We start from the raw sequence: 20624 nt of genomic DNA on the forward strand, positions 1-20624 counted from the left end.
ATGCCAGTAGAGCAGTCCTGTTTCCCCCTTTAACCCTGAGTTAGAGACGCGATCGCTTCTAACTGAAAGTTATTGACCAGGGATGTCATGCTCTCAACCAGCAGCAGTTCGTTATCTGGAATTTGGGCAATCAACTGATGTAATTTCTCATCGTCTAAGTCAAGTGCAGCTTCATGAATCTGGTTGATCCATTCGATTGGCATTGCCTCAAAGTCTTGTGGAGCAAGCGTTTTTCGGATTGAACGAGATGGTGTTTGCGGTTCGTCTTTGTAGCGGTAGTGAACTCCTAGATGACGAGCGATCGCCTCAAAAACAGTGCTTTCTGTGAATGGTTTGGCAATATGTTCATTGCAGCCTGCTTGGAGACTGGCAGTGCGATCGGTTTCAAAAGCGTAAGCCGTAAGCGCAATGATGGGAATTGGTTGTCGCTGCTCAGAGGTTTCCTGAGCGCGAATCTGCCGAGTTGCCTCATGCCCATCCATTCCTGGCATTTGAATGTCCATCAGAATTAGGTGAGGGTGCCAGGATTGCCACTGGGCGATCGCCTCTTCGCCATTCTCAGCTGTACGGACTTCAAACCCAACGGGTTCTAGCAAAGCCTTTAAGAGTTGCCAATTTTCAGGAACATCCTCTGCAACTAAAATCCGGTAAGTGGGCTGCCCTGGCTCCAGACCTATCACCAGATTGGCAGTCTCTGACTCAACTAGATCGACTATGTCTGGACAGTGTAAAAGAATGTGACAAGTGAAGGTTGACCCCTGGTTGACTGTACTTTGAACCGTAATGTCGCCTCCTAGCAAGCGAGCAAACTGGCGGCTGATTGACAAGCCCAGCCCGGTTCCCTGAGCATAACGCCCCTGCTCAGTTTGCATAAAGGCTTCAAAAATCGACTCCCAGTCACTGCTATGGATGCCGCACCCCGTGTCTTCAACTTCAAAGGCGAGAGTCAGCGCACGGCAAGGTGATGAAGTGTTGGGGTAACAGGTGCAGCTTGGTTTACTCGTCTCTGCTGGCTTGGTTCGCACCTGAATAGTAACGCTGCCTTGCGTTGTAAATTTGATCGCATTGCTGATCAGATTAATCAAAATTTGCCGCACTTTTGCTTCGTCGCTGCACACATAGTGAGGAACACTTTGATCTTTCTCTAGTGAGAAAGTTAGCCCTTTCTCACTGGCTTTGAGTGCAAACATTTCGTGGAGCGATCGCAGCAACTGGTGCAGATTAAAAATCTTTTCGGTTAGAATCAGCTGCCCTGCCTCAATGCGAGACATCTCTAGCACGTCATTAATCAGGGTTAGCAGATGTTCTCCACTGCGGTTAATGATACCTAAATGCTCCTGGAACTCTGGAGGCGTACTGGTACTACGGTTCATCATTTGGGCAAACCCCAGAATCGCGTTCAGGGGGGTTCGCAGTTCGTGACTCATTTTGGCAAGAAAGTGGCTTTTGGCTCGGTTGGCGATCGCTGCCCGTTCAGCAGCTTGCTCTAATGCCGACTGAGAGAACTCCAACAGAGCCAGCATCAGCGTACTCCGCATCATTCTTGCCGCTTCGATCTCGACGGATTGCCAGGGCAGCGATGTTTCTTGCACCGTTTCCTTCCACAGATCAAAAGATTGGCGGGGACACAGTTGCGGTTCACCTGACTCATCAATCTTCACTGCATCCTGTGGGTTGCCCGCCCAGTTCACCGTTTGGATTTGCTCGGGTCGGAACCAGACTAAGTGGTAAGACTTTTGGTGCAGCACGATGGAGATCGCCAGAATGCCACTTGCGGTCTGTGTGAATGCTCTGGCGGGCGGGTAGGGTCGCACCAGACAGTTGGTTAGGTAAATTTCAGGCTGGTTGAGTTGGGGCAGCCAAGTGAGAAGATTTTGAACTGCTTCCAAAGGTGGAGTTTGCCCGATCAGTAAGATCTTTTGATCAAGGGCGATCGCCACTCCTTCTGCGCGAACCAGATTAAGCAAGTCAGCAGCATTACGAGTGAGTACCTGTTGAATGAAATTTGGCTCTCGCAAAAATGCCTGCTGAAGCTTGTCTTGAATTGTTTGGACCTGAGTACGGTAACCCTCCAATTCTCGCTCTTGCTGGTGAACGAGTTCAATTGAAGCAAACTGCCCGATAAATTCACAGGTCTTGCGCGTTTGATAATCGATCTGTTTAGGGCTGTAATGGTGACAGGCAATTAGTCCCCACAGGCGTTGATCGTTGATCAGCGAAATTGTGAACGTCCCAGCAACCCCCATGTTCTGCAAATATTCAATGTGATAGGGAGAAACGCCTCGTAACACACAGTCACGCAGGTCTGTTGGTGTTTCAACTGAGCAACCGTCAGCCGCAATGAGAGCGACAGGGCTATAATGAACGTCGGGAATTTGCCGCACCCAGTTGCGAAGAAACAGCCTGCGGGCAGGGGCAGGAACATCAATCGCTGGAAAGTGTAATCCTAAAAAGCTCTCTAAGTGATTCTCTTTTTCTTCTGCAATCACAACTCCATGATCATCTGCTTCAAATCGATAGATCATGACACGATCAAACCCTGTCATTTCTTTTACTTGTGTAGCCAGGGTTTGGGCTAAGTTACTGAGACTCGCTGCACTGCGGAGGCTCAAAACTGTAGCTTGAAGGCGATGATAAAACTGAATGGAATCGGAGCTATCAGCAGGAAACTGAGGCTCCAGTTCTAGGATTAGAGAATTTTCAGTTCGGTGCAGAATGCTTCTGAAGGTTTGTGTCTTCACCTTCGGCTCTGCTCTCTCAGGGGAAAAGTCTTTGATCCGTGCTTTTAACTCAAATGGATTGCACAGTTCCAAATTGTCTTGTTGCAGGAATTGGGCAATTCGTTTGACTTGAGTGCGAGAAAAGAGCCGCTGTAGGGATTGCCCAACCAGGGCTGCGGCGGAAATGCCCCAAAACTGCTCCACATTTTCACTGATCTGCAAAATTTTGAGGTCGGGTTGCAGCACCAACAAAATGCCATACGGCTGAATATAGCCAGGAGCATATACCGATTCTTCGCTGCAATTTTCTAATGTAGTTAGTAATGCAGGCGTAAATGCAGATTGTTTAAAGGCAGTTAAGGCGTTCATTTCAACAAGCACGACTGGATTCAAAGGGGATAAATGCAGAGATGAAAGTTATGGGGAAGGATTGCTGTGAATCGGTGAAACAATCTGCTCAAACTAAAACTTATTGGCAAGTTGCATTAACTGGACGTGCAATGAGGCAAATTCTGGTGAGATTTGGGATAGCTGGTCTGCGATCGCCCAATCATCCCCATGCACTGCTGCATTTTCCAGGGCCGCCAGCTAATCTCTTGACGAGTAGGCAAGTAAAGTTGAGTCAAAGAGAGCTGGTACATCTGCATTAGTCCTATATGAATCAGCAGGCAACGGGTTGGGATTGGAGGGTCGCTCAGCGTCAAGACACTCTAAATCTAAATATTCCCGCATCTTAAGAAATATTGTTTCGCCTTGCAAAGGTCTACTCATGTATCGTTACAGCCTGCGGTCAGGGCGATCGTGCGATCGCAATGTGTAATTGATCCTGCAGTTAGGAATTGTTGCCACAATCTTAAAGCTGCGATCGTGGCAACAATTCCTAACTGCAGGGGTATTCACTGATGCAGGTAAACTCTTTTGAACCAGTGGCACTTCTGATATCTATGCGTTGATTCACTAAACCTAGAAAACGCAAGTTTAATGCAATTTCTCAAATGGTAACGAGCGATCGCTCTGCCTTTGCCAGCACAAAACGTCGCTCCAATGAAGCTGAAACTAAATTCAAGCTGGGTTGCATCAAGGGCATTTCTTGCCAGCAGCTCCGACAAAACCAATAGGTTTGGTTATGACGAATATGACGCAGCATCTGATCAGAGCAGCAGGGACAACTTGCCATAAAACCTCATCCTTTTTATTTTAAAAAAATTCATTGATTTCCGGTGATGTTGAGTCGCTCCTCGTGACTCTGTTGAGGAAATTCCTGATGTTTTCACCTTAGGAATGAAATATGGGGATCTGGTGAGGAAGGTCTGAATGTTAAGGAAATGATTTAGATTGAAATACTTTGCAAAGGAAAAACAACCGTAACGATATGTATCGATAACGCAATAACTACTATCTTCCTTTAAGCGCTGCAATTTCTAATCCTCAAGGGGCGAGCAGACCGGACGACAGTGCTAGTATTCCCAGATTGTTATCAGCGATTAATAAGATTAATAACGTTTCTCTAGAAAGAGGGTACAGATGGAAGGGCACCCTGCCGAGCGGGGTGCCCTTCCATCTGTAGCCCTAAGTTTTAGATAAGTTTTGGAGTTAGTATAACGACACAGGGGTGTAGAGGGGTTCTTGCGATCGCCCCTTGTGCCAGCTCTATAGTGAAAAGATTTCCTCAGCACTAGACGGGTGAATTCCGATCGCACTATCCAGGTCATGCTTTGTTACACCCAGCCTGAGCGAAACGGCTAGACTTTGCACAATATCTACTGCTCGATCGCCCATAATGTGAATTCCCAAGACTCGTTCTGAATCCTGCCGATTCACTACTGCTTTCACAAACATCTGCTCATTCCCTGCCGCCAAGCAATAGAGCAGGGGACGAAACCGCGTCTGATAGCAGAAAACAGCATCACCAAACTTTTGACGTGCCTGCGACTCAGATAAGCCAACTGTCGCAGCTTCCGGCTGTGACGCGAGCGAAATGGGCACCCAATCGAGCCTGACGCTGGAAGATTTTCCACCAAATTCGGCATCTGCAAAGGCTCTTCCCTGGGCGATCGCACTGGGAGTAAGGGGAATACGTCCTGTACAATCCCCAATCGCAAAAATGTTGCTCTGAGTGGTACGACTCGATTCATCAATGCTGATTGCCCCTGCTTCCGTCAACTGGATATTCGCTTTTTCTAGATTCAGTCCTGCTAAATTGGGCTTGCGAGGTACATCCATTAAGACCGCATCAACAGTTAGGGAACTTGGCTGTTTGGAGTTCGATTGATTGGACAAAGTGAGACACAAACCTTTCTCTGTTTTCTCAATTTTGGCAACATTAGTTTTGGGTAGAATCTGCACTCCTTGTTTGCTCAACTGTTCCTGAATTTCCTGGGCTAATTCTGCATCAAAAGCAGCAAGAATGTGGTCTTCAGGGATGATCTGAGTCACGTTTGACCCTAGCGCGTTTATGCTTCCGGTAATCTTTACCCCGATCGGATCACCACCCACTACAGCAAGCGATTTAGGTTGTTGGGGTAAGTGATAAAGTTGGTGCCAGGTAATCGTATGTTCGATTCCTGGAATTGATGGTTTGCTCGGTTTTGCACCAACGGCAATGAGAATTTTTTCTGCTGTGATGGAGCGATCGCCCACAGTTACCGTATGAGCATCAAGGAAGTGAGCTTGTCCTTGAATGACTTGAATATTCCCCTCTTGCAGGTGACGAAGATGCACCCCATTGAGGTGCTCAACATGCTGTTCCTCTGCCCTGACAAACTGTGACCAGTCAAACTCACGGTTGCTCTCCTTCCAGCCATAGCTCACCGCTACTTGCTCCAAATTACGAAAGCCAGCCGCATAGTCCAGCAATTTTTCTGGAATGCACCCGTGGTTAACGCAGGCTCCCCCTGGTTTGGACTGTTCTGCGATCGCAACACTCGCGCCATAGGTTACTGCCCGCTGCGCTGCTGCCAGCCCTCCGGAACCCGCTCCAATTACAAAAAGGTCATAGTCGTAAGCCAAGTTATGTTGCGCTCCTTTCAGGTGCAATTGAGGTGTGATGGATTTTTACAAACAAGGGCAAGTTTCGGTTTCTCAGTTCACGAGGCTAAAAATCAGAACGTGACTAGAGTTCATTCAAGAATGATTTCGATTGAACTACTTCATCCTAAGTACCGAACTCGGCTAGCTCCAAAGGAGTAACCAGCCTGAATTAGAGGCAACTCTCTAAAGTAATGAAAATTACATTTGGAGCAACTTCAAGTTGTTTTTTTGAAGGTCGAAGCAAGAAAGGTGTAGTCTTTTTTGTACCAGGTGACAGTTTTATCTGTACAAGCTGGGATGCTATCTTGTTCGAGGTCAAAACCACAAGTCTGGGCGATGGCGATCGCTTCTTCAACTTGAGGCTTGGAGAAAATCTGCCAGGAAAGCCCAAACGGTTGAATAGAGGAATCTACTTCCACTTTGTCTTCCCAGTAATCAGTCGTGACAAAAAGCATCCCGTTTGGCTTGAGAATTCGGTAAGCTTCATGGAAAAAGGCTTTTAGATCGACTCCATGTTCAATCACAGAGATACTAACTGCCCAATCAAAAGATTCATCGGGGAAAGATGTATTCATTAGATCTCCCTGATGCAGCTTGTAAGGCAGCGTGGAGGACGGGGGAAGATGAAGGTCAATCCCAAATAAGTTGGTGAAACCTAATGCGGCTAGAAACTTCAAGGTGCAGCAGTCGCCACAGCCAAGATCTAGAATTGCAGACTGTTTAGGCGTGTGCAGGAGTTGTTGAGCTAGCAAAAACTGATCCCAATTTTTTTGAACCGTGATGTGAGTCGGTAATTCTTGATGTTGCAATGACAGTGTTGCATTGCCAATCTCCAACCAACTCTGTAAAACCTGGATCATGCAATACTCCTCTCACAAGTCGCTCAATTAAAGTTCATTTCTCTAGCGATCTTAGGTTATACCAAGTCCAAAAATTAGGGCTACAGATGGAAGGACACTCTATTTAGCGGCGTGCCCTTCCGTCTGTAGCTTCTTTTTAGAGAAACGTTATTATTCCTGGGGTAGAGCCGCAATAGAGAATCGCTGGCTACTCTACAGGAGGACGATTGTATTCTACAAAATCTTGGTTTGCTAAAAATGGTAATTGACCGTGAGAGTGTAGAAAAGCCGCCTGAAGTTATTGACCCGCCTAAATCTTTACCTACGGCTGATTTTTATCAGCTGATTCATGAGCAGATCAGCAATGAAGATGACTCAATGAATCAACGGGTGAACTGGCTCATTATTTCACAATCCTTTTTCTTTAGTGGGTTCGCAACGTTACTCAGTTCGCCTCCAAAGCCAGAGAATGATGGCTATGCTGATCTGCATGATCTTCTACTCTGGATTATTCCTGGCATTTCTTTGATTACTAGCCTGCTCATTTATGTGGGTATCTTGACTTCTCTGGTTTACATGGCTAGCTTGCGAAAGTCATTTCAAACTTATCCCTCAGACAACACCACAGAACATTTTCCCCCAATTCAGGGTACGACAACCACTCGCCGTTTGGCTCAGATGCCTGCGGTCGTGGTGCCACTACTTTTTATTTGCACCTGGATTGTTTTGTTGGTTCAAGAGCTGCGTTGACTACAGGTTAAGCGAATGATGCAGCTCATTACCTAGAACTCATTACCTGAGTGAGCGTAGCCTGTAGTGGCTTAGGGAGTAGCGGCAGTCTCATTCATAAACCATTCCAAAGCAGCACGTCTGATCTCCCCTGGAACAGTGTGAGGTCCGTCAAACTCCTGATACAGCACGTCATAACCTGCTTGTTGCAACCGAGGTACAATTCGACGGCTACATCGATCGATGGGCAAAACCGTATCCCGCTGACCATGAGAAACAAACAGCCGGGGTGAACCAACCTGATCTGCTGGTGCCATGAATCCGGGTGAAAAAGCAATGATGTGCTTAAACAAATCTCCATTGGTGAGTCCAACAGAGAGGGCATAGGAAGCCCCATCAGAGAAACCCGCGATCGCAATCCGGTTAGGATCTATGGCATACCGGGTAAACGTTTGCGTTAGTGCTTGATCGATGAAGGCAACATCAGGCCCATATTGGCTCATGATGACGTCCCACGTCTGGCGACGTGAGTCTACAGCCAGCAAGATTGTCTCGAATGGATCCGCCAAGTCTTGGAGTATATTCATAGCTCCCTCGGCATCTCCTCCCGCCCCATGTAGCATCAAGATTAGGGGAGCGGAGCGCTCGCCACGATAACCAGCAGGTACATAAATAACACCATCTCGGCTATCACTTAGCCCTAGGGGATGAAGCCCCGCAGAACCAGTCTCTGTAGGTTGTGTAGGGCGGGCACGCAATCGCCCTGTGGTTAAATTGGTTTGCTTTGAAGATCCCATGCTTAGCAGGTTGTGTGTTGTGCAACTTGATATTTGAGCAACAGCGATGGGTATAGCACCTGTTACTCCCAACCGGAGTAGCCGTCGTCGAGTCCAATGATGGGGAGAGTGGTTAAATTGCTTCATTCAGTGTTGCTCACTGCGATCGCTTGCCGCTCTTCGACACCTCAGTAGCACATAGTATGAATTCCGTAGGGGCATGGCATTGCCATGCCCCTACAGAGGGGATTGAAATCCGTGAGTCATACCCGCATTCAGCAACGGCGTATGTTTTTGAACGTGAAATTGCTACGGTGATACTAGAACCCGGGACTATCCTGACGAGTAAACCACCCTGCCCAAACGACTAAAAGTATTTGGAAGGGAAGTCGCAGCCAAATTAAGGGCGGATCATTGGGTAGAGCGGGTACTGGAATGTTATGGATGGCCTGATACAGGTTGGCTGGAAAAACGGCAATAAATAAAATGACGAGAATCCAGGCTGCTGCACGACTAAATTGAGGAATGAGTAATCCAGCTCCGCCCAATATTTCAAAGAAGCCACTGCCGTAAACCAGTGCCAGCGGATGAGGAAGAGAGGATGGCACAATGCTGACGAAGGGAGCCGGGTCAGTGAAATGCTTTATGCCAATCACAACCATTGCGATCGCCAGAAAAATCCGAAAAACAGTCTTATATCGGGCCATTGCGTTTATCAGGTCAGCGACTTCACAAAAACTAGCGAGAGTCTGTTCCCTGGTTAGGAGACCCTTCAACCTCATTTTTCTTTTGTTCAGCTTTCACCTGTTCAGCTCCTATTTTTCTGTATTCCTCTCTTTCTTGCTCATCTTGATATGCCGCAGGGGCTTGTTCTTGAGGTGAGGGAGCACCTCCAAGATCGATACCTTCTCTATTCTTATCTTGAGTCATGACTCGTACCTCTAATTCGTTGACTTTACTACTTCATCCTGTGGAGTACAGGCTTATCTAGACGCTAGCAAACCGGTTGATCGGAGCTATCCCCCTTTAGCGGGAGAGTCAGGTGGGTTATGTTGTACCTACAAGTCACCTGTTTAGAACACTTACATCTAACTTTGGCTAGGTGGATATAAATCTATGCATTTGCAGAATCTAAGGTACTGGGTATTGCGGCATCAGGCAATTCAAAGCTTGATGCCGTATTCCAGCAATGGTATTTCAAGTTATTTTTGCAGGAGTTATTTAGCATGGCTGTATCGTTGAACGACGAAAAGCGACGTATGATTGGTGAAAGGCTGGCAGACTTGCAGTCCTTCCAAAATTTAATTATCTCTAACGATCAAAAACTGATTAAGGCTTGCCCGTATAACGATGTGCGTGAGCGTCTCCAAAATATGCTCCAGGATGACCAGAAAAATCTGGGCATTATCGAAACTGTGATTGTTCAATACGGCATTCAAGTTGAACCCAGTGCTGCAACTAAGACATTTACTCAGCAGTTTGAGCAGATGATGTCGGGTGATGAGTTTACGTTCTACCAAAAACTCATACACCATGAGTTGATGAAGCATGGTCAAGCTATGAGTGGGATAACTATTCACAAAGCAGCCCAAAAAGTAGGGGCAGATATCGAAGTGGCGATCGCTCCCCTGAACACCGTCAACTTTGAGGGACGTGCCCATCAGGAACAGCTTAAAGGAATGTTAGAGCAGGTCGGTGTCCGGGAAATGACTGGGCAGGATGCTGATCAGGGGCTATGGGCACGGGTACAGGATGCGATCGCTGCCCTTTCTGGTGTAGCTGGCAGCGTTGTCACCCAAAATTCGGACAAGCAGGATATGAACATCCAGACCTTGATCCGGCTAGATCACAATAAGGTGAATACAATTTTCACCGAAATTGGTGCGACTAAAGATCCGCAAAAGCTGCAAGAGTATTTTGGGCAGCTCTACAAAGATTTGCTCACCCATGCTCAAGCTGAGGAAGAGTTGGTTTATCCAAAAGTACGCCCCTTCTATGGGGATGGTGATACGCAAGAGCTTTATGACGAGCAAGCTGAAATGAAGCGGATGTTGGATCAGATCCGATCGCTTGATCCCAACTCAAATGCGGATGAATTTCGCTCTCGGATTAAGGACTTGATGGATGTTGTGGGTGATCACATTCGTCAGGAAGAAAGTACTTTGTTTGCAGCGATTGATAAGAACTGTAGTACTGAGCAAAAGGAACAAATGGCGACGGAGTTCAAAGCTGCTAAAAGCAGGATTCAGCAGGAAATGACGGTGTAGCTTTTGTTGTAGTCTTGCCATTGCAATAAAACGGGATACAGATAGAAGGGCACCCTGCTAAGTAGGGTGCCCTTCTATCTGTATTCTGACTTCAATTTCCTTTGTTCTCTCGTTCCTGGCTTGTTCCCTGGTTCCTACAGCTACTTTAAAGTGGATAAACCATAGCGTAGGGGCGGTTCGCGAACCGCCCCTACAGGAATTTGTAGGATACAAGTGGAAATTGCTGTAGTTCCTAGCAGGAAGCCAATGTTGAGGCTTTACCTCCGATCGCTCACTTCTAGAGCAAAGTATGGAAACGAGGCGATCATAAAAAGAGAGTTATAGTACTACGCGCCTTGGTTAAAGCACTTTAGTGTAAGAAAACTCCCACGTACGGGAGCTTTCTTACACTAAAGTGCTGTCTTAAGAAACAGACGCAGCTATATCCTTAACCTCGACGGTCTTGATAGTCTTCTGAGGATGTTGGGTCTAGCTCCCAGCGGCGATCGTCGCGCTCTTCTAACATGTCATTTGTTCTCAAAAAGCTGCGATCGTCGGTTTGAATCCCTACCGCTGCGGCCAATTCTTCAACCACATCTTGATCAGGAGTGTCTACAGTTCCACCGACTCCCTCTTCACCTACTGCCTCTGCATCTTCATAGTTGGCATCTACATCTCCACCAGTTAGGACGTAGTCGGGCTCGTTTAATGTGTGGCTGCCACGACGTGAGTAGCGACCGGCGCGATCGCTCGGTTGTCCTTGAAGCCCAGTACCGTAGGATTCAGTAGATTCTTGTGGAAGGTTGCTGATTGCTTCTTCGTTGTCATCAGCATCCATAACGCCATCATCATCAGCATCCAGGTTGTCATCCGTGTCGTCTGTTGCAACGGTGTCAATTACAGCCTGATTAAGGTCAACCTGCTTTAAACCAATTTCGTTTTCAATATCGGGAAGTGCTCCTGGCTCTGAGCTAATTGAATCCTTCAAAGGAAACTCGGCTTCAAATTCTTGCTCAACTTCTTCTCGAATTGCCTCGAAGTCTGCATTTTGTTCTGGTTCTCTAGCATTTTCCATACTGGTCATCCTGCAAAGCCTCGGTATCTATATCTGCACATTAGCTAATCTGGGTCTTAATCAAACTCTTCATATGGACAGACAAAAGTCGACTAATAGGCTGAAAAATACCTGTGTTTGCACTACCTTTTCAATAAAAACGGACAACAGATGAAAAGATCTTCCCCGTCGAGGAAGGTCTTTCCACCTATCGCCCTAATTCTAAGAATTGGCATTAGATAGACTAGGACAATAAGTCGGTGAAGAGATATCTGTTAGAGTCATGAGTCACTTCTTTAGCCTGGGTACGCTGATTGAAGTTTTATTGGGGATTAGTCTTAGTGTGGCTGCGGGCTTTCGAGTCTTTGTGCCGCTGTTGGTGCTGAGTGGGGCTTCTGTCGTGGCTCACCTAAATCTGCCAACAGACTTTGATTGGCTTGAAACACCCCAAGCACTCGCTGTGTTTGCGATCGCCTGCGTTCTAGAGATCACGGGTTACTATGTTCCCTGGCTTGATCATCTACTTGATATTGTCTCAACCCCAGCAGCCGTAGTCACTGGGACCGTGGTTGCAGCTTCCCTAACTCCAGATATTAACCCGGTCGCCCAGTGGACCCTTGCTTTGATAGCGGGGGGTGGAGCCGCCGGATTGACAAAAGGAGTGATGAACCTGTTTCGGCTTACCTCAACTGCTGCATCAGGCGGGTTAACCAATCCGATTTTGGCGACAATTGAGTTAGTGTTAGCCGTTACGCTTTCAGTCCTGGCTGTCACTGTGCCCCTGGTTGCAGGAGCTTTGTTGCTTATCCTGTTAATCGTTGGAACTCAGCGACTTTGGGTGTTTCTTGCTGCGCTGCGATCGCCCCAAATCACTGACCCTAGTGAGAGCTAAGAGGACAATTGTACTAAAATATTGGAGCCGCTGAACAATCTCTGAGTATGTCTGCTCCTCGCAAAATCATCCACATTGATATGGATGCCTTCTTTGCTTCCGTCGAGCAGCGTGACCATCCTCCTTATCGCAATAAACCGATCGCAGTAGGTGGCAAGCCAGAGCAACGGGGAGCAGTGGCTGCGGCTAGCTATGAAGCCCGCAAGTATGGTGTTCACTCGGCACTGCCTTCTCGCATTGCTAAACAGCGGTGTCCTCATTTGCTGTTTGTCACACCTCGATTTGAGGTTTATCGAGCTGTCTCACAGCAGATTCGAGAAATCTTTTATCGTTACACTGACCTGGTGGAGCCATTATCACTGGATGAGGCATACCTGGATGTGACTCAAAACAAGTTGGATATTCCTTCTGCAATGGCAATCGCCCGTGAGATTAAACAAGCGATTTGGCAGGAGACTCACCTGACCGCCTCAGCGGGTGTATCTATCAACAAATTTCTTGCAAAGATTGCTTCAGGGTTGGATAAACCGGATGGACTGTATCTGATTTCACCTGAACAGGCTGCTTCTTTTGTCGAGACTTTGCCCATCGAAAAATTCTATGGAGTGGGGACTGCAACTGCGCGAAAGATGCAATCCCTGGGTATTCACACCGGTCTGGATTTGAAGCAATGGTCAGAAACCGATTTGGTGCAGCGGTTTGGTAAGGCAGGACGCTATTACTACCGAGTCGCTAGGGCTGAGGATGATCGACCCGTCAACCCTAATCGAATTCGTAAATCAATCGGGGCAGAGGAATCCTTTGCGGAAGATCTGGAAGAGCTTGAGACAATGACGGCAATGTTGAAGAAATTGGCTGAGGAAGTCGTCGAACGGATGAACAAACATCAGCGATATGGATATACGCTAACCCTGAAGATCAAATACGCCGATTATCAGCAGGTTACTCGTGCTCAAACGGTGAATGTATTGTTGCGAGAAGTTAGTGTAGTCTGCAACCTGGCAACTGCTTTGCTGCTAGAGCATCTTGACCGCTCTCGAAAAGTGAGATTGTTGGGCTTAACCGTGTCTAACCTCACCGAGCCGTCTGTGCCTCTTTGCTATGACCAGCTTCTTCTAGAGTTACCTCCATTTTTTCACTCGTAATCCCCCAGAAAGAATTGCTGTAATACCGTTCCCGCAAGAACAAGCTACAGATGGAAGGGCACCCCGCGTCGCGGGGTGCCCTTCCATCTGTAGCCCTAATTTTTAGAAGAGTATAAGAAACGACTACACTAATGGCAGCAATCGCCCAAACCATTCTGGGAGTTTTAGAAGATCTTTTGCGAATTCTAGTCGAGATTCTGGAACCGTAGGTTTTTAACGTCGTCTGCGAGGTCTACTTGACCTGCCGCCAAAACCGCTAGGTTGACGGTAAGTAGGTCTCGGAGCAGAACGGTTGCGACGCAAGGTCGAGGAACCATAACCTGAACCCGTCCCGCGATCGCCACTGGTTGTTCGGCGAGTTCTGGTTTGACCGGCTGTGGGCGATCTCAGTCGTCCACTAGTTCTCAACACTTGACGGTTGCGAACTTCAGCCGGAGGAGCCTGATAGCGAGTCTGATAGCGCTGCACTGCCTGATTATAAGTTCTGCCATATCCGCCATAGCCAACCAGAGCTACTCCAGGACTATAAACGGGTGGCACGTAATAATGGGGCGTAAACAGTAGACTGCCCAAAGCTTGCCCTGCCAATGCTCCAGCAAACGGTGTCCAGAAGCTTGTGTCCCTTTGAACAATTACCGTCTCCTGCTGACCCGTTTGAGGATCGGTGACCGTCTCAGCCACATTGTGAACATACTCAATTCTAAAGTCTTCTGTGAGATGCAGAGCTGGCTGTCCTTGCTCAACCGCCAAATAACTTTGTTTCCCACTGTTAATCTCCTCGTCGGTCAACCGCGCCATCGCCAAGTTGGTCGTCCGAAAAACCGAAGACTCACCAGGAGCCGTATTGAGAAGCATCGCACTGTATTCCCCTGAAGCATCGTCATATGTCACCTGCTGTACAGGATATTGTCCATCCGACAACTGACTTTGAGGGGTTGGCGAGCTAGCAGGTTGACTTTGAGGCGAGGGTGAAGTACCGGAATAGGGATCTCCAGCATAAGGAACACCACAAGAAACAGTCGTCACTCCTAATGCTAGAACCATTGAAAAAATTAGGAATTGGCGAATTTTAGTGGTTAAAGTTTGAATACTATTCATAGTTGTTCTTTTAAAGTTGTTGAAGCTAGAGAGGCAGAAGTTCTGGAAAGTTGAGCAATAGTTGTTCTGAAGTCAGTTCATCTCCCAACTGTGCAGGAGAGAAGTGAACCTGAACCGCTCGTAATCTGCCCTGATAGTGAAGATTGATCATTGCTTTCAGACCTGCTTTAAGAGCGGCTAGATCAGCCAGGTCAGTTTCTAAATCAGGTGATTCTCCCTCATACGCTACTGTTAGCATGACAACTAAGTTATGAGTGATGGGTAAGGATAAAGCGTCTTCTGGAGAAGCATCCAGGTCTAAACCACTCTGATAACGCCCAGCAGAGTCTGTAAACAACTCATCGACGTAGTCACCAGCCTCCCCTTCATCCCAAAAGACATCCCCCTCGTTGGTAGCTGACTGCCAGTAGAGGTCGTACTGTAGGAGCGTTTGGCAAATTTCAGCCAACCCTTCTCCTAAAACATGCATATCTCCCTCATGCTCTACGGCTTGCCGCCCTGTCTGGTTAAGCACTCCTAGCAGGGGTGCAACTTCCTTGCCTGCCAAGTGGAGCAGGATACGACAGACTGCAAAACGGGTTTTGCCGCTGGCTCGGTTGAGGCGATCGCGCCAAGAACTCATTCCTTTCACACCTCTAATTTTAGCTCAACCCCAGCCTATAAAAATTGCCTCTCTCTCATACTCAGTAGGAAGAGAGAAGTTGAGCCATTTGCAAGTCATCCTTAGGTAGACCTCTCGTGTAAATGTAGTGAGACGGAACTACATTACTATTTTGCGTCAAAAAGTGATTTACCAGGAGGTCTGGTGAAAGGGGTAATTACCGACCAACAGCATTCTTTAAGCGGGCGATCGCCTGAACTAGCTCGACAGGTTCTATCGGTTTAGCAATATGTTGCTGGAATCCAGCCGCAAGCACTTGTTGCTGATTTACTTCGCCTGCGTATGCTGTCACAGCGATCGCCGAAATTCGCTCTCCCTCTGGCATCGCTCGAATTTGCTGCATTAACATATAACCGTCCATGTCCGGCATTCCAATATCACTCACCAATACATCCACTTTGGTTTGTCTGAAAACTTCTAATGCTTCAGACGCAGAGCCCACAGTAGATACCTCTGCGCCACTTCCCTTTAATATGAAGCTAATTAAATCTCTCGCATCAGCTTCATCATCAACTAACAGTATCCGAACGCCTGAAAGCAGGGAAGGAAGAGGGGAGCGGAAAAGATTGGTCATTTCATTGCTTGCTGCTTCTCGCTCATCTCTGAACAGTGGCAGCCTCACCGTAAACGTTGCCCCCTGGTCTTCTCCAGGACTTTCTACTTGAATAGTTCCGCCATGTAGCTCGACCAATTGACGAGCGATCGCCAAGCCTAACCCTAACCCACCAAACTGCCGAGTTGTTGTGCTGTCTGCCTGACGGAAATGTTCAAATACATGGGGTAGAAAATCGGCAGGAATGCCTTTGCCTGTATCGCTGACCTGAATTTGAGCGTAGGTAGGAGCAGCGGGAGAGCTGATGTTACGTTCCGACTCACTTCTGTCCGACTCAATCTGCGTCAAACGTACCTCAACCTTACCTCTGTTGGGCGTAAATTTGATGGCGTTGGAGAGCAAATTCCAAACGACCTGTTGCAGCCGAGCAGAGTCACCTAAAACCAAAAAAATGGAATTTTGGGTTCCAGGATTTGGTTGATTGGGCGGCTGATCAGCCTTAATAGATGCTGAGAACTGCCCGCTGTCTGAGCCAAAAGCTAAAATTGTGAACTGCAAGTCGATGGATTTCGCTTCTGCGGCAAGCCGCACAGTTTCCAGAGCAGCACTAATGATTGCGGCTAAGTTCACAGGAACCCGATTAAAGGTGAGTTTGCCGCGCAAAATTCGAGAAATGTCTAGCAAATCTTCAATCAGCTGTGTTTGTAGTCTGGCATTGCGCTCAATTGTTTCTAGGGCATAGGCCGTCTTTGCTGCGTTTAACCTACCGTTGCGAAGTAACCCGATCCAGCCCAGGATGGGATTGAGAGGCGATCGCAACTCATGGGACAGCACTGCCAAGAATTCATCTTTAATCCGGTTAGCGGCTTCTGCTTCCTCCCGTGCTGCCTGCTCATGGGCGAGTAACTGCTCTCGCTCCAGTAGGGCAAGCTGGAGACGGGACTCACTTTGGCGTAAAGCTTCTTCTGACTGTCGTTGAATCGTCTTATCCTGCATAATTTTGACAAACCCTCGAACCGAGTTGTCCTCATCGCGTAGAGGCATGACTAAACCACTGCCCCAAAAGCGGCTCCTATCCTTTCGCACATGCCAACGCTCGTTTTCTTTTCGCCCTTGGGTGAAGGCAATTTGCAGTTCCCTTTCGTGTTCCCCTAGGGCACTGTCTTCAGGTGTAAAGATGATCCTTCCACTTTCTCCGACAATCTCAGCTTCTTCATATCCCAGCAGTCGTTTTGCTCCTGCGTTCCAACTAGTAATTCGCCCTTTTAGATCCAGGGTGAAGATGGCATAGTCTTTAGCGCTCTCAAGGATTAAATGTAGACGAGCTTTTTGATCACGAAGTGCTTCTTCAGTTTGTTTGCGATCGCTAATGTCAAAGAGCAAACCATCCCAAACGGCTCCTTCACTTGTTTCTTCAGAACTGGAACTGCCCTGAATCCATTTGAATTGACCCGACGGAGTAATGATGCGTCCCTCCCACTGCCAGGGCAAGAAATCTCGAATGGCGGCAGCAATCGAATCTTTTAGAGATTGAGAATCATCAGGATGAACTAACGTCCACAGTGCATTAGCATCCTCAAGGATTGCCTCTGGCTCTAATTCAAAGAGTTTACGGCAACAAGAACTGACATAAGTGAAGGACTCTGTATTTCCGTTATATCGATACACCATCCCTGGCATATTAGTGACGAGCGTTTGAAACCTAGCTTCACTTTCACGCAAAGCTTCTTGCCTTTCTTCAGCAATCTGACGGGCTTGGGCACTAGACAAAGCTACGGCTAAAAATTCCGTCAGGCTTGCTAGCACCCGCGCATCCTCACGATCAAACTGTCGTTGCGGCTCGTGTGTCACAACCCAGATGGTGCCCAGATTCCGATCTGCCAACAGCAGCGGCACCATCAGCATTTCCACAGGTGGCGGAGTCAAGGATTGTAAACAGGTGAAGTAGCGCTCAGGATGGGAATAAAGCTGGGCGTTTTTTTGATCCAGGCAACTCCCACAAGGGCTGAAATTGCGAGGTGTCGTATTTCCCTGAAACGGTTCATAGGTTCCTGACAAGGCAACCCAGCGAAAAACTTCCTCCCCGTCTGGAGTTACTTCAACGAGACTGACCCCCGCTGCACCTGCCTGACATAGCTCTCTGGCAATCTCCGCAAAATGCTTGAGGATGATGTGAGGCGGTTTAATCAGCTGTTGTCCCAGGCTTCGCAATACCTGGTTTTCAGCTGCTAGATCAGGTTGCTTGGGCGATCGCTCAAATAACTCATGAGTGGTCAGGATATCATCTTCAGAAACGCCATTAGTCATCCCTCTCCTCCTCAGTTAAGAGGTACGCTGACCGCAGGATTTCGCCCTGCGCTCCTAACTGTTCGAGCAGGGAATCAATTCGCTGCCTTGCCAGTGGAGAAGGCATCGCTTTTCCATTCTCCCACCAATTAACGGTTGGAAACGTGACTCCAAATTCGGCAGCAAACTTCTGTTGAGAGAGTTTCATCTCCTGCCGTAGGGCACGGATTAATTTACCAATCGTTGGTTGTTTTACCGTCAACTGGTTGTCGCTGAGAGGCATATGAACCGCAACTATAAAGTCCTATATAACTCTCTTTCTCAGGTTCTGTATATCTATCGCACGGCACAAGCTTTTGTTACGCACAAGAGTAGGGAGCAACACCATAACCGTCAGATGGCTCCATTTGTGAGTACCTGGATGAAATTAGCCTGGTTCACTCCATCCAACTGACCCATCTACTAAGGCTAAGCACCACGCCAGGATTGAATTTAGCTCCAGTATTCTGAAGGCGATCGCAGGACTTGTACACTGCCTCTACTTAAAGAAGCATTTGAGCAAAAACGTCATGACCTGGTAGAGAAATTTGCTTGGATCGAGCGTCACGAACAACTCTTAAGAACTGGGATAAAGTGGGTGACTGGTTTTGTTTGTGCCATGCTACGGCAACTTCAATTGGAGGAGTTGATTCAGCGATCGCCCGATATACTACTCCAGCGCTGTGTCGCGTTTGGGCACCCGATGCGACCAGGGAAACGCCAGCACCCGCTTCTACAAAACTCACAACTACTTCCGGTGGGGTTGCTTCTTGCGCGACCTTGGGCTGGAATCCTGCCTGTTCACATAGGCGCATGATCTGGTAATAAAAATCGGGTTTCACCTGCTCTGGACACAGCACAAACGGTTCATTTGCAAGCAGGTGCAGCGGAATGGCGGGTAATGCAGCGAGAGAATGTCCCTGTGGCAATACCGCGACTAACTGTTCGGTTAAAACGGTTTCAAAACAGAGATCGGGATGGTCGAGCGGGAGATGCACAAAGCCGACATCAATATCTTTGGTGGCGATCGCCTGCACCTGTGCTGCAGTACTCGCTTCGGTTAGGGAAATTGATACGGCTGGAGCAATCTCACGAAACGTCTGAATCACATTAGAGAGCAAGCGATTAAACACACAAATGGAGAAGCCAATCACCAGTTTGGTTTGCTGTGCCTCGCCTGCTTGTCTGGCGGCTTGAGCGGCACGTTCAGCCTGTGCTAATGCTAATCGGGCTTCATCTAAAAAGGCTCGTCCCGCCGCAGTCAGCGATACACCCTGTCGATTGCGATAAAACAACTCCACACCCAACTCATCTTCAAGCTGGCGAATTTGACGACTCAACGGCGGTTGTTCCATAAACAACCGTTCGGCTGCACGGCGAAAGTTTAACTCTTCTGCGACCGCTACAAAATATTTGAGATGTCGGAGTTCCATGACTGCTGATACTGTTTGGGTATCAGTATAGCTCAAAACAGGTCTTGGACAAGCTGTGAAAACCCTCCCATGATAGGGATAACAGCGTTGAAGAACAGTCATGAAAGTAATTCAACTTCGAGACAGTTTTGGTATCGATCGCCTGCAACTCATCGAACAATCTATCCCAATTCCCGGACCAAGAGAAGTATTGGTCAGGCTGGAAGCAGTGTCTCTCAACTACGTGGATCTGTTAGTCGTGAGAGGGCAATTAAATCCTAACTTGCCGCTTCCTTATATTCCAGTCTGTGATGGCGCAGGTGTGGTTGAGCAAGTGGGAAATGAAATAACCGCGTTTAAGGTTGGCGATCGCGTTGTCACCACTTTCATTCCTGACTGGCTGAACGGCAAACCGACTGCCAGTGCAACCTCCTATGAAACTCGGCCAGGATTAGGGATTGTTGCAGGACAATTGAGTGAATACAAACTGTTTCAGGCAAATCAACTCACTCATTATCCGACTCACCTTTCTGCGGCTGAAGCTTCGACCTTACCAATTGCTGGTTTGACTGCCTGGAATGCCTTGCAGCATGGCAAGCTTCAACCAGGAGCGACGGTTCTGCTACACGGCACCGGTGGAGTCTCTATCTTTGCTTTGCAATTTGCTAAAACTCTGAGCGCAACTGTGATCATCACTTCTAGCAGCGATGAAAAGCTGAAACGGGCACAGCAGTTAGGCGCTGATGTTTTGATCAACTACAAAACTACACCTGTGTGGGAAACGGTAGTTCACCAGGCTACAGAGGGTCAAGGGGCAGATGTAGTGGTGGAAACAGTGGGAGGACGGAATCTACAGCGATCGCTCAATGCCCTTCGCATGGGCGGCCACATCTCCATCGTAGGTTTGCTAAACGGCTTTGAAGCAACCCTCAACACACTCACGCTGCTACATCAACAGGCAACGATTCGCGGAATGGAAGTAGGCAGCACAGCAGATTTTGAAGCAATGAATAGGGCGATCGCCACTCACCACATTCACCCTGTGGTTGATAAAACCTTCACGGCGGAGCAAACGCAGCAAGCCTTTGAATATCTGGAGCAAGGATTACACTTCGGCAAAATCGTGATTACTCTTTGAAAGGAA

19 protein-coding genes are annotated in these 20624 nt (G+C 47.8%); 5 read left to right on the forward strand and 14 right to left on the reverse strand.

All coding sequences use genetic code 11. From position 1 onward, the window contains the following. Positions 1-29: 29 nt before the first annotated feature. From H6F88_RS16330 to H6F88_RS16350, 5 genes are all read right to left on the reverse strand, one after another. The gene (locus H6F88_RS16330; RefSeq protein ID WP_206756450.1) at positions 30-3101 is read right to left on the reverse strand and encodes a response regulator; all 3072 of its coding nucleotides are present in this window, start codon (positions 3099-3101) and stop codon (positions 30-32) included. A gap of 104 nt (positions 3102-3205) precedes the next feature. Continuing rightward, positions 3206-3361: a hypothetical protein gene (locus tag H6F88_RS16335; protein WP_190643811.1), complete on the reverse strand. Its 156-nt coding sequence runs from the start codon at positions 3359-3361 to the stop codon at positions 3206-3208. Positions 3362-3711: 350 nt separating this feature from the next. Continuing rightward, positions 3712-3897 (reverse strand): hypothetical protein, encoded by a 186-nt coding sequence (locus tag H6F88_RS16340; protein WP_190643812.1) that lies wholly within the window; start codon positions 3895-3897, stop codon positions 3712-3714. A 473-nt stretch (positions 3898-4370) separates the two neighbouring features. After that, positions 4371-5729 carry an FAD-dependent oxidoreductase gene (locus H6F88_RS16345; protein WP_190643813.1) on the reverse strand — a complete coding sequence of 453 codons (1359 nt, stop codon included), beginning with the start codon at positions 5727-5729 and terminating at the stop codon, positions 4371-4373. Positions 5730-5965: 236 nt separating this feature from the next. Continuing rightward, positions 5966-6610, reverse strand: a complete 645-nt coding sequence (locus H6F88_RS16350) for a class I SAM-dependent methyltransferase (protein WP_190643814.1) — start codon at positions 6608-6610, stop codon at positions 5966-5968. A 237-nt stretch (positions 6611-6847) separates the two neighbouring features. On the opposite strand from H6F88_RS16350, the gene H6F88_RS16355 reads away from it, so the two are divergent. Next, complete coding sequence (locus tag H6F88_RS16355; RefSeq protein ID WP_190643815.1) at positions 6848-7339, forward strand: hypothetical protein; 492 nt, start codon at positions 6848-6850, stop codon at positions 7337-7339. Positions 7340-7410: 71 nt separating this feature from the next. Here the strand turns inward: H6F88_RS16355 and H6F88_RS16360 are convergent, their stop codons facing one another. The 3 genes from H6F88_RS16360 to H6F88_RS16370 form a co-directional block, all read right to left on the reverse strand. Further along, complete coding sequence (locus H6F88_RS16360; protein WP_199333642.1) at positions 7411-8115, reverse strand: alpha/beta hydrolase-fold protein; 705 nt, start codon at positions 8113-8115, stop codon at positions 7411-7413. A 299-nt stretch (positions 8116-8414) separates the two neighbouring features. Then, the gene (locus tag H6F88_RS16365; RefSeq protein ID WP_190643817.1) at positions 8415-8801 is read right to left on the reverse strand and encodes a DoxX family membrane protein; all 387 of its coding nucleotides are present in this window, start codon (positions 8799-8801) and stop codon (positions 8415-8417) included. A 31-nt stretch (positions 8802-8832) separates the two neighbouring features. Continuing rightward, on the reverse strand, positions 8833-9024 hold the full coding sequence (locus H6F88_RS16370; RefSeq protein WP_190643818.1) for a hypothetical protein: 192 nt from the start codon (positions 9022-9024) through the stop codon (positions 8833-8835). 296 nt (positions 9025-9320) lie between these two features. On the opposite strand from H6F88_RS16370, the gene H6F88_RS16375 reads away from it, so the two are divergent. Beyond that, positions 9321-10361 carry a hemerythrin domain-containing protein gene (locus tag H6F88_RS16375; protein ID WP_190643819.1) on the forward strand — a complete coding sequence of 347 codons (1041 nt, stop codon included), beginning with the start codon at positions 9321-9323 and terminating at the stop codon, positions 10359-10361. A 427-nt stretch (positions 10362-10788) separates the two neighbouring features. Here the strand turns inward: H6F88_RS16375 and H6F88_RS32680 are convergent, their stop codons facing one another. Next, positions 10789-11424: a DUF6335 family protein gene (locus tag H6F88_RS32680; protein ID WP_199313886.1), complete on the reverse strand. Its 636-nt coding sequence runs from the start codon at positions 11422-11424 to the stop codon at positions 10789-10791. Positions 11425-11677: 253 nt separating this feature from the next. Between H6F88_RS32680 and H6F88_RS16385 the strand changes: the two genes are divergently transcribed. Together H6F88_RS16385 and dinB are read left to right on the forward strand one after the other, a co-directional pair. Further along, positions 11678-12286 carry a DUF4126 domain-containing protein gene (locus H6F88_RS16385; protein WP_190643820.1) on the forward strand — a complete coding sequence of 203 codons (609 nt, stop codon included), beginning with the start codon at positions 11678-11680 and terminating at the stop codon, positions 12284-12286. Positions 12287-12333: 47 nt separating this feature from the next. Continuing rightward, positions 12334-13431, forward strand: coding sequence for a DNA polymerase IV (dinB, locus tag H6F88_RS16390; RefSeq protein WP_190643821.1), 1098 nt, complete (start codon positions 12334-12336; stop codon positions 13429-13431). A gap of 213 nt (positions 13432-13644) precedes the next feature. On the opposite strand, the gene H6F88_RS16395 is transcribed toward dinB, so the two are convergent. The 5 genes from H6F88_RS16395 to H6F88_RS16415 form a co-directional block, all read right to left on the reverse strand. After that, on the reverse strand, positions 13645-14529 hold the full coding sequence (locus tag H6F88_RS16395) for a hypothetical protein (RefSeq protein ID WP_190643822.1): 885 nt from the start codon (positions 14527-14529) through the stop codon (positions 13645-13647). Positions 14530-14554: 25 nt separating this feature from the next. Continuing rightward, entirely contained in the window at positions 14555-15151 is a 597-nt protein-coding gene (locus H6F88_RS16400) for a DUF1517 domain-containing protein (protein ID WP_190643823.1), read from the reverse strand. 196 nt (positions 15152-15347) lie between these two features. Beyond that, the gene (locus H6F88_RS16405) at positions 15348-18050 is read right to left on the reverse strand and encodes an ATP-binding protein (protein ID WP_190643824.1); all 2703 of its coding nucleotides are present in this window, start codon (positions 18048-18050) and stop codon (positions 15348-15350) included. Further along, positions 18043-18312: a helix-turn-helix transcriptional regulator gene (locus H6F88_RS16410; RefSeq protein ID WP_190643825.1), complete on the reverse strand. Its 270-nt coding sequence runs from the start codon at positions 18310-18312 to the stop codon at positions 18043-18045. The genes H6F88_RS16405 and H6F88_RS16410 overlap by 8 nt, the downstream gene beginning before the upstream one ends. Before the next feature lie 259 nt (positions 18313-18571). Beyond that, entirely contained in the window at positions 18572-19501 is a 930-nt protein-coding gene (locus H6F88_RS16415) for a LysR family transcriptional regulator (protein ID WP_190643826.1), read from the reverse strand. Between the two features lie 100 nt (positions 19502-19601). On the opposite strand from H6F88_RS16415, the gene H6F88_RS16420 reads away from it, so the two are divergent. Further along, positions 19602-20618, forward strand: a complete 1017-nt coding sequence (locus H6F88_RS16420; protein WP_190643827.1) for an NAD(P)-dependent alcohol dehydrogenase — start codon at positions 19602-19604, stop codon at positions 20616-20618. Positions 20619-20624 lie beyond the last annotated feature (6 nt).

This window comes from Oculatella sp. FACHB-28, assembly GCF_014696015.1.
Classification (GTDB): domain Bacteria; phylum Cyanobacteriota; class Cyanobacteriia; order Elainellales; family Elainellaceae; genus JAAUTN01.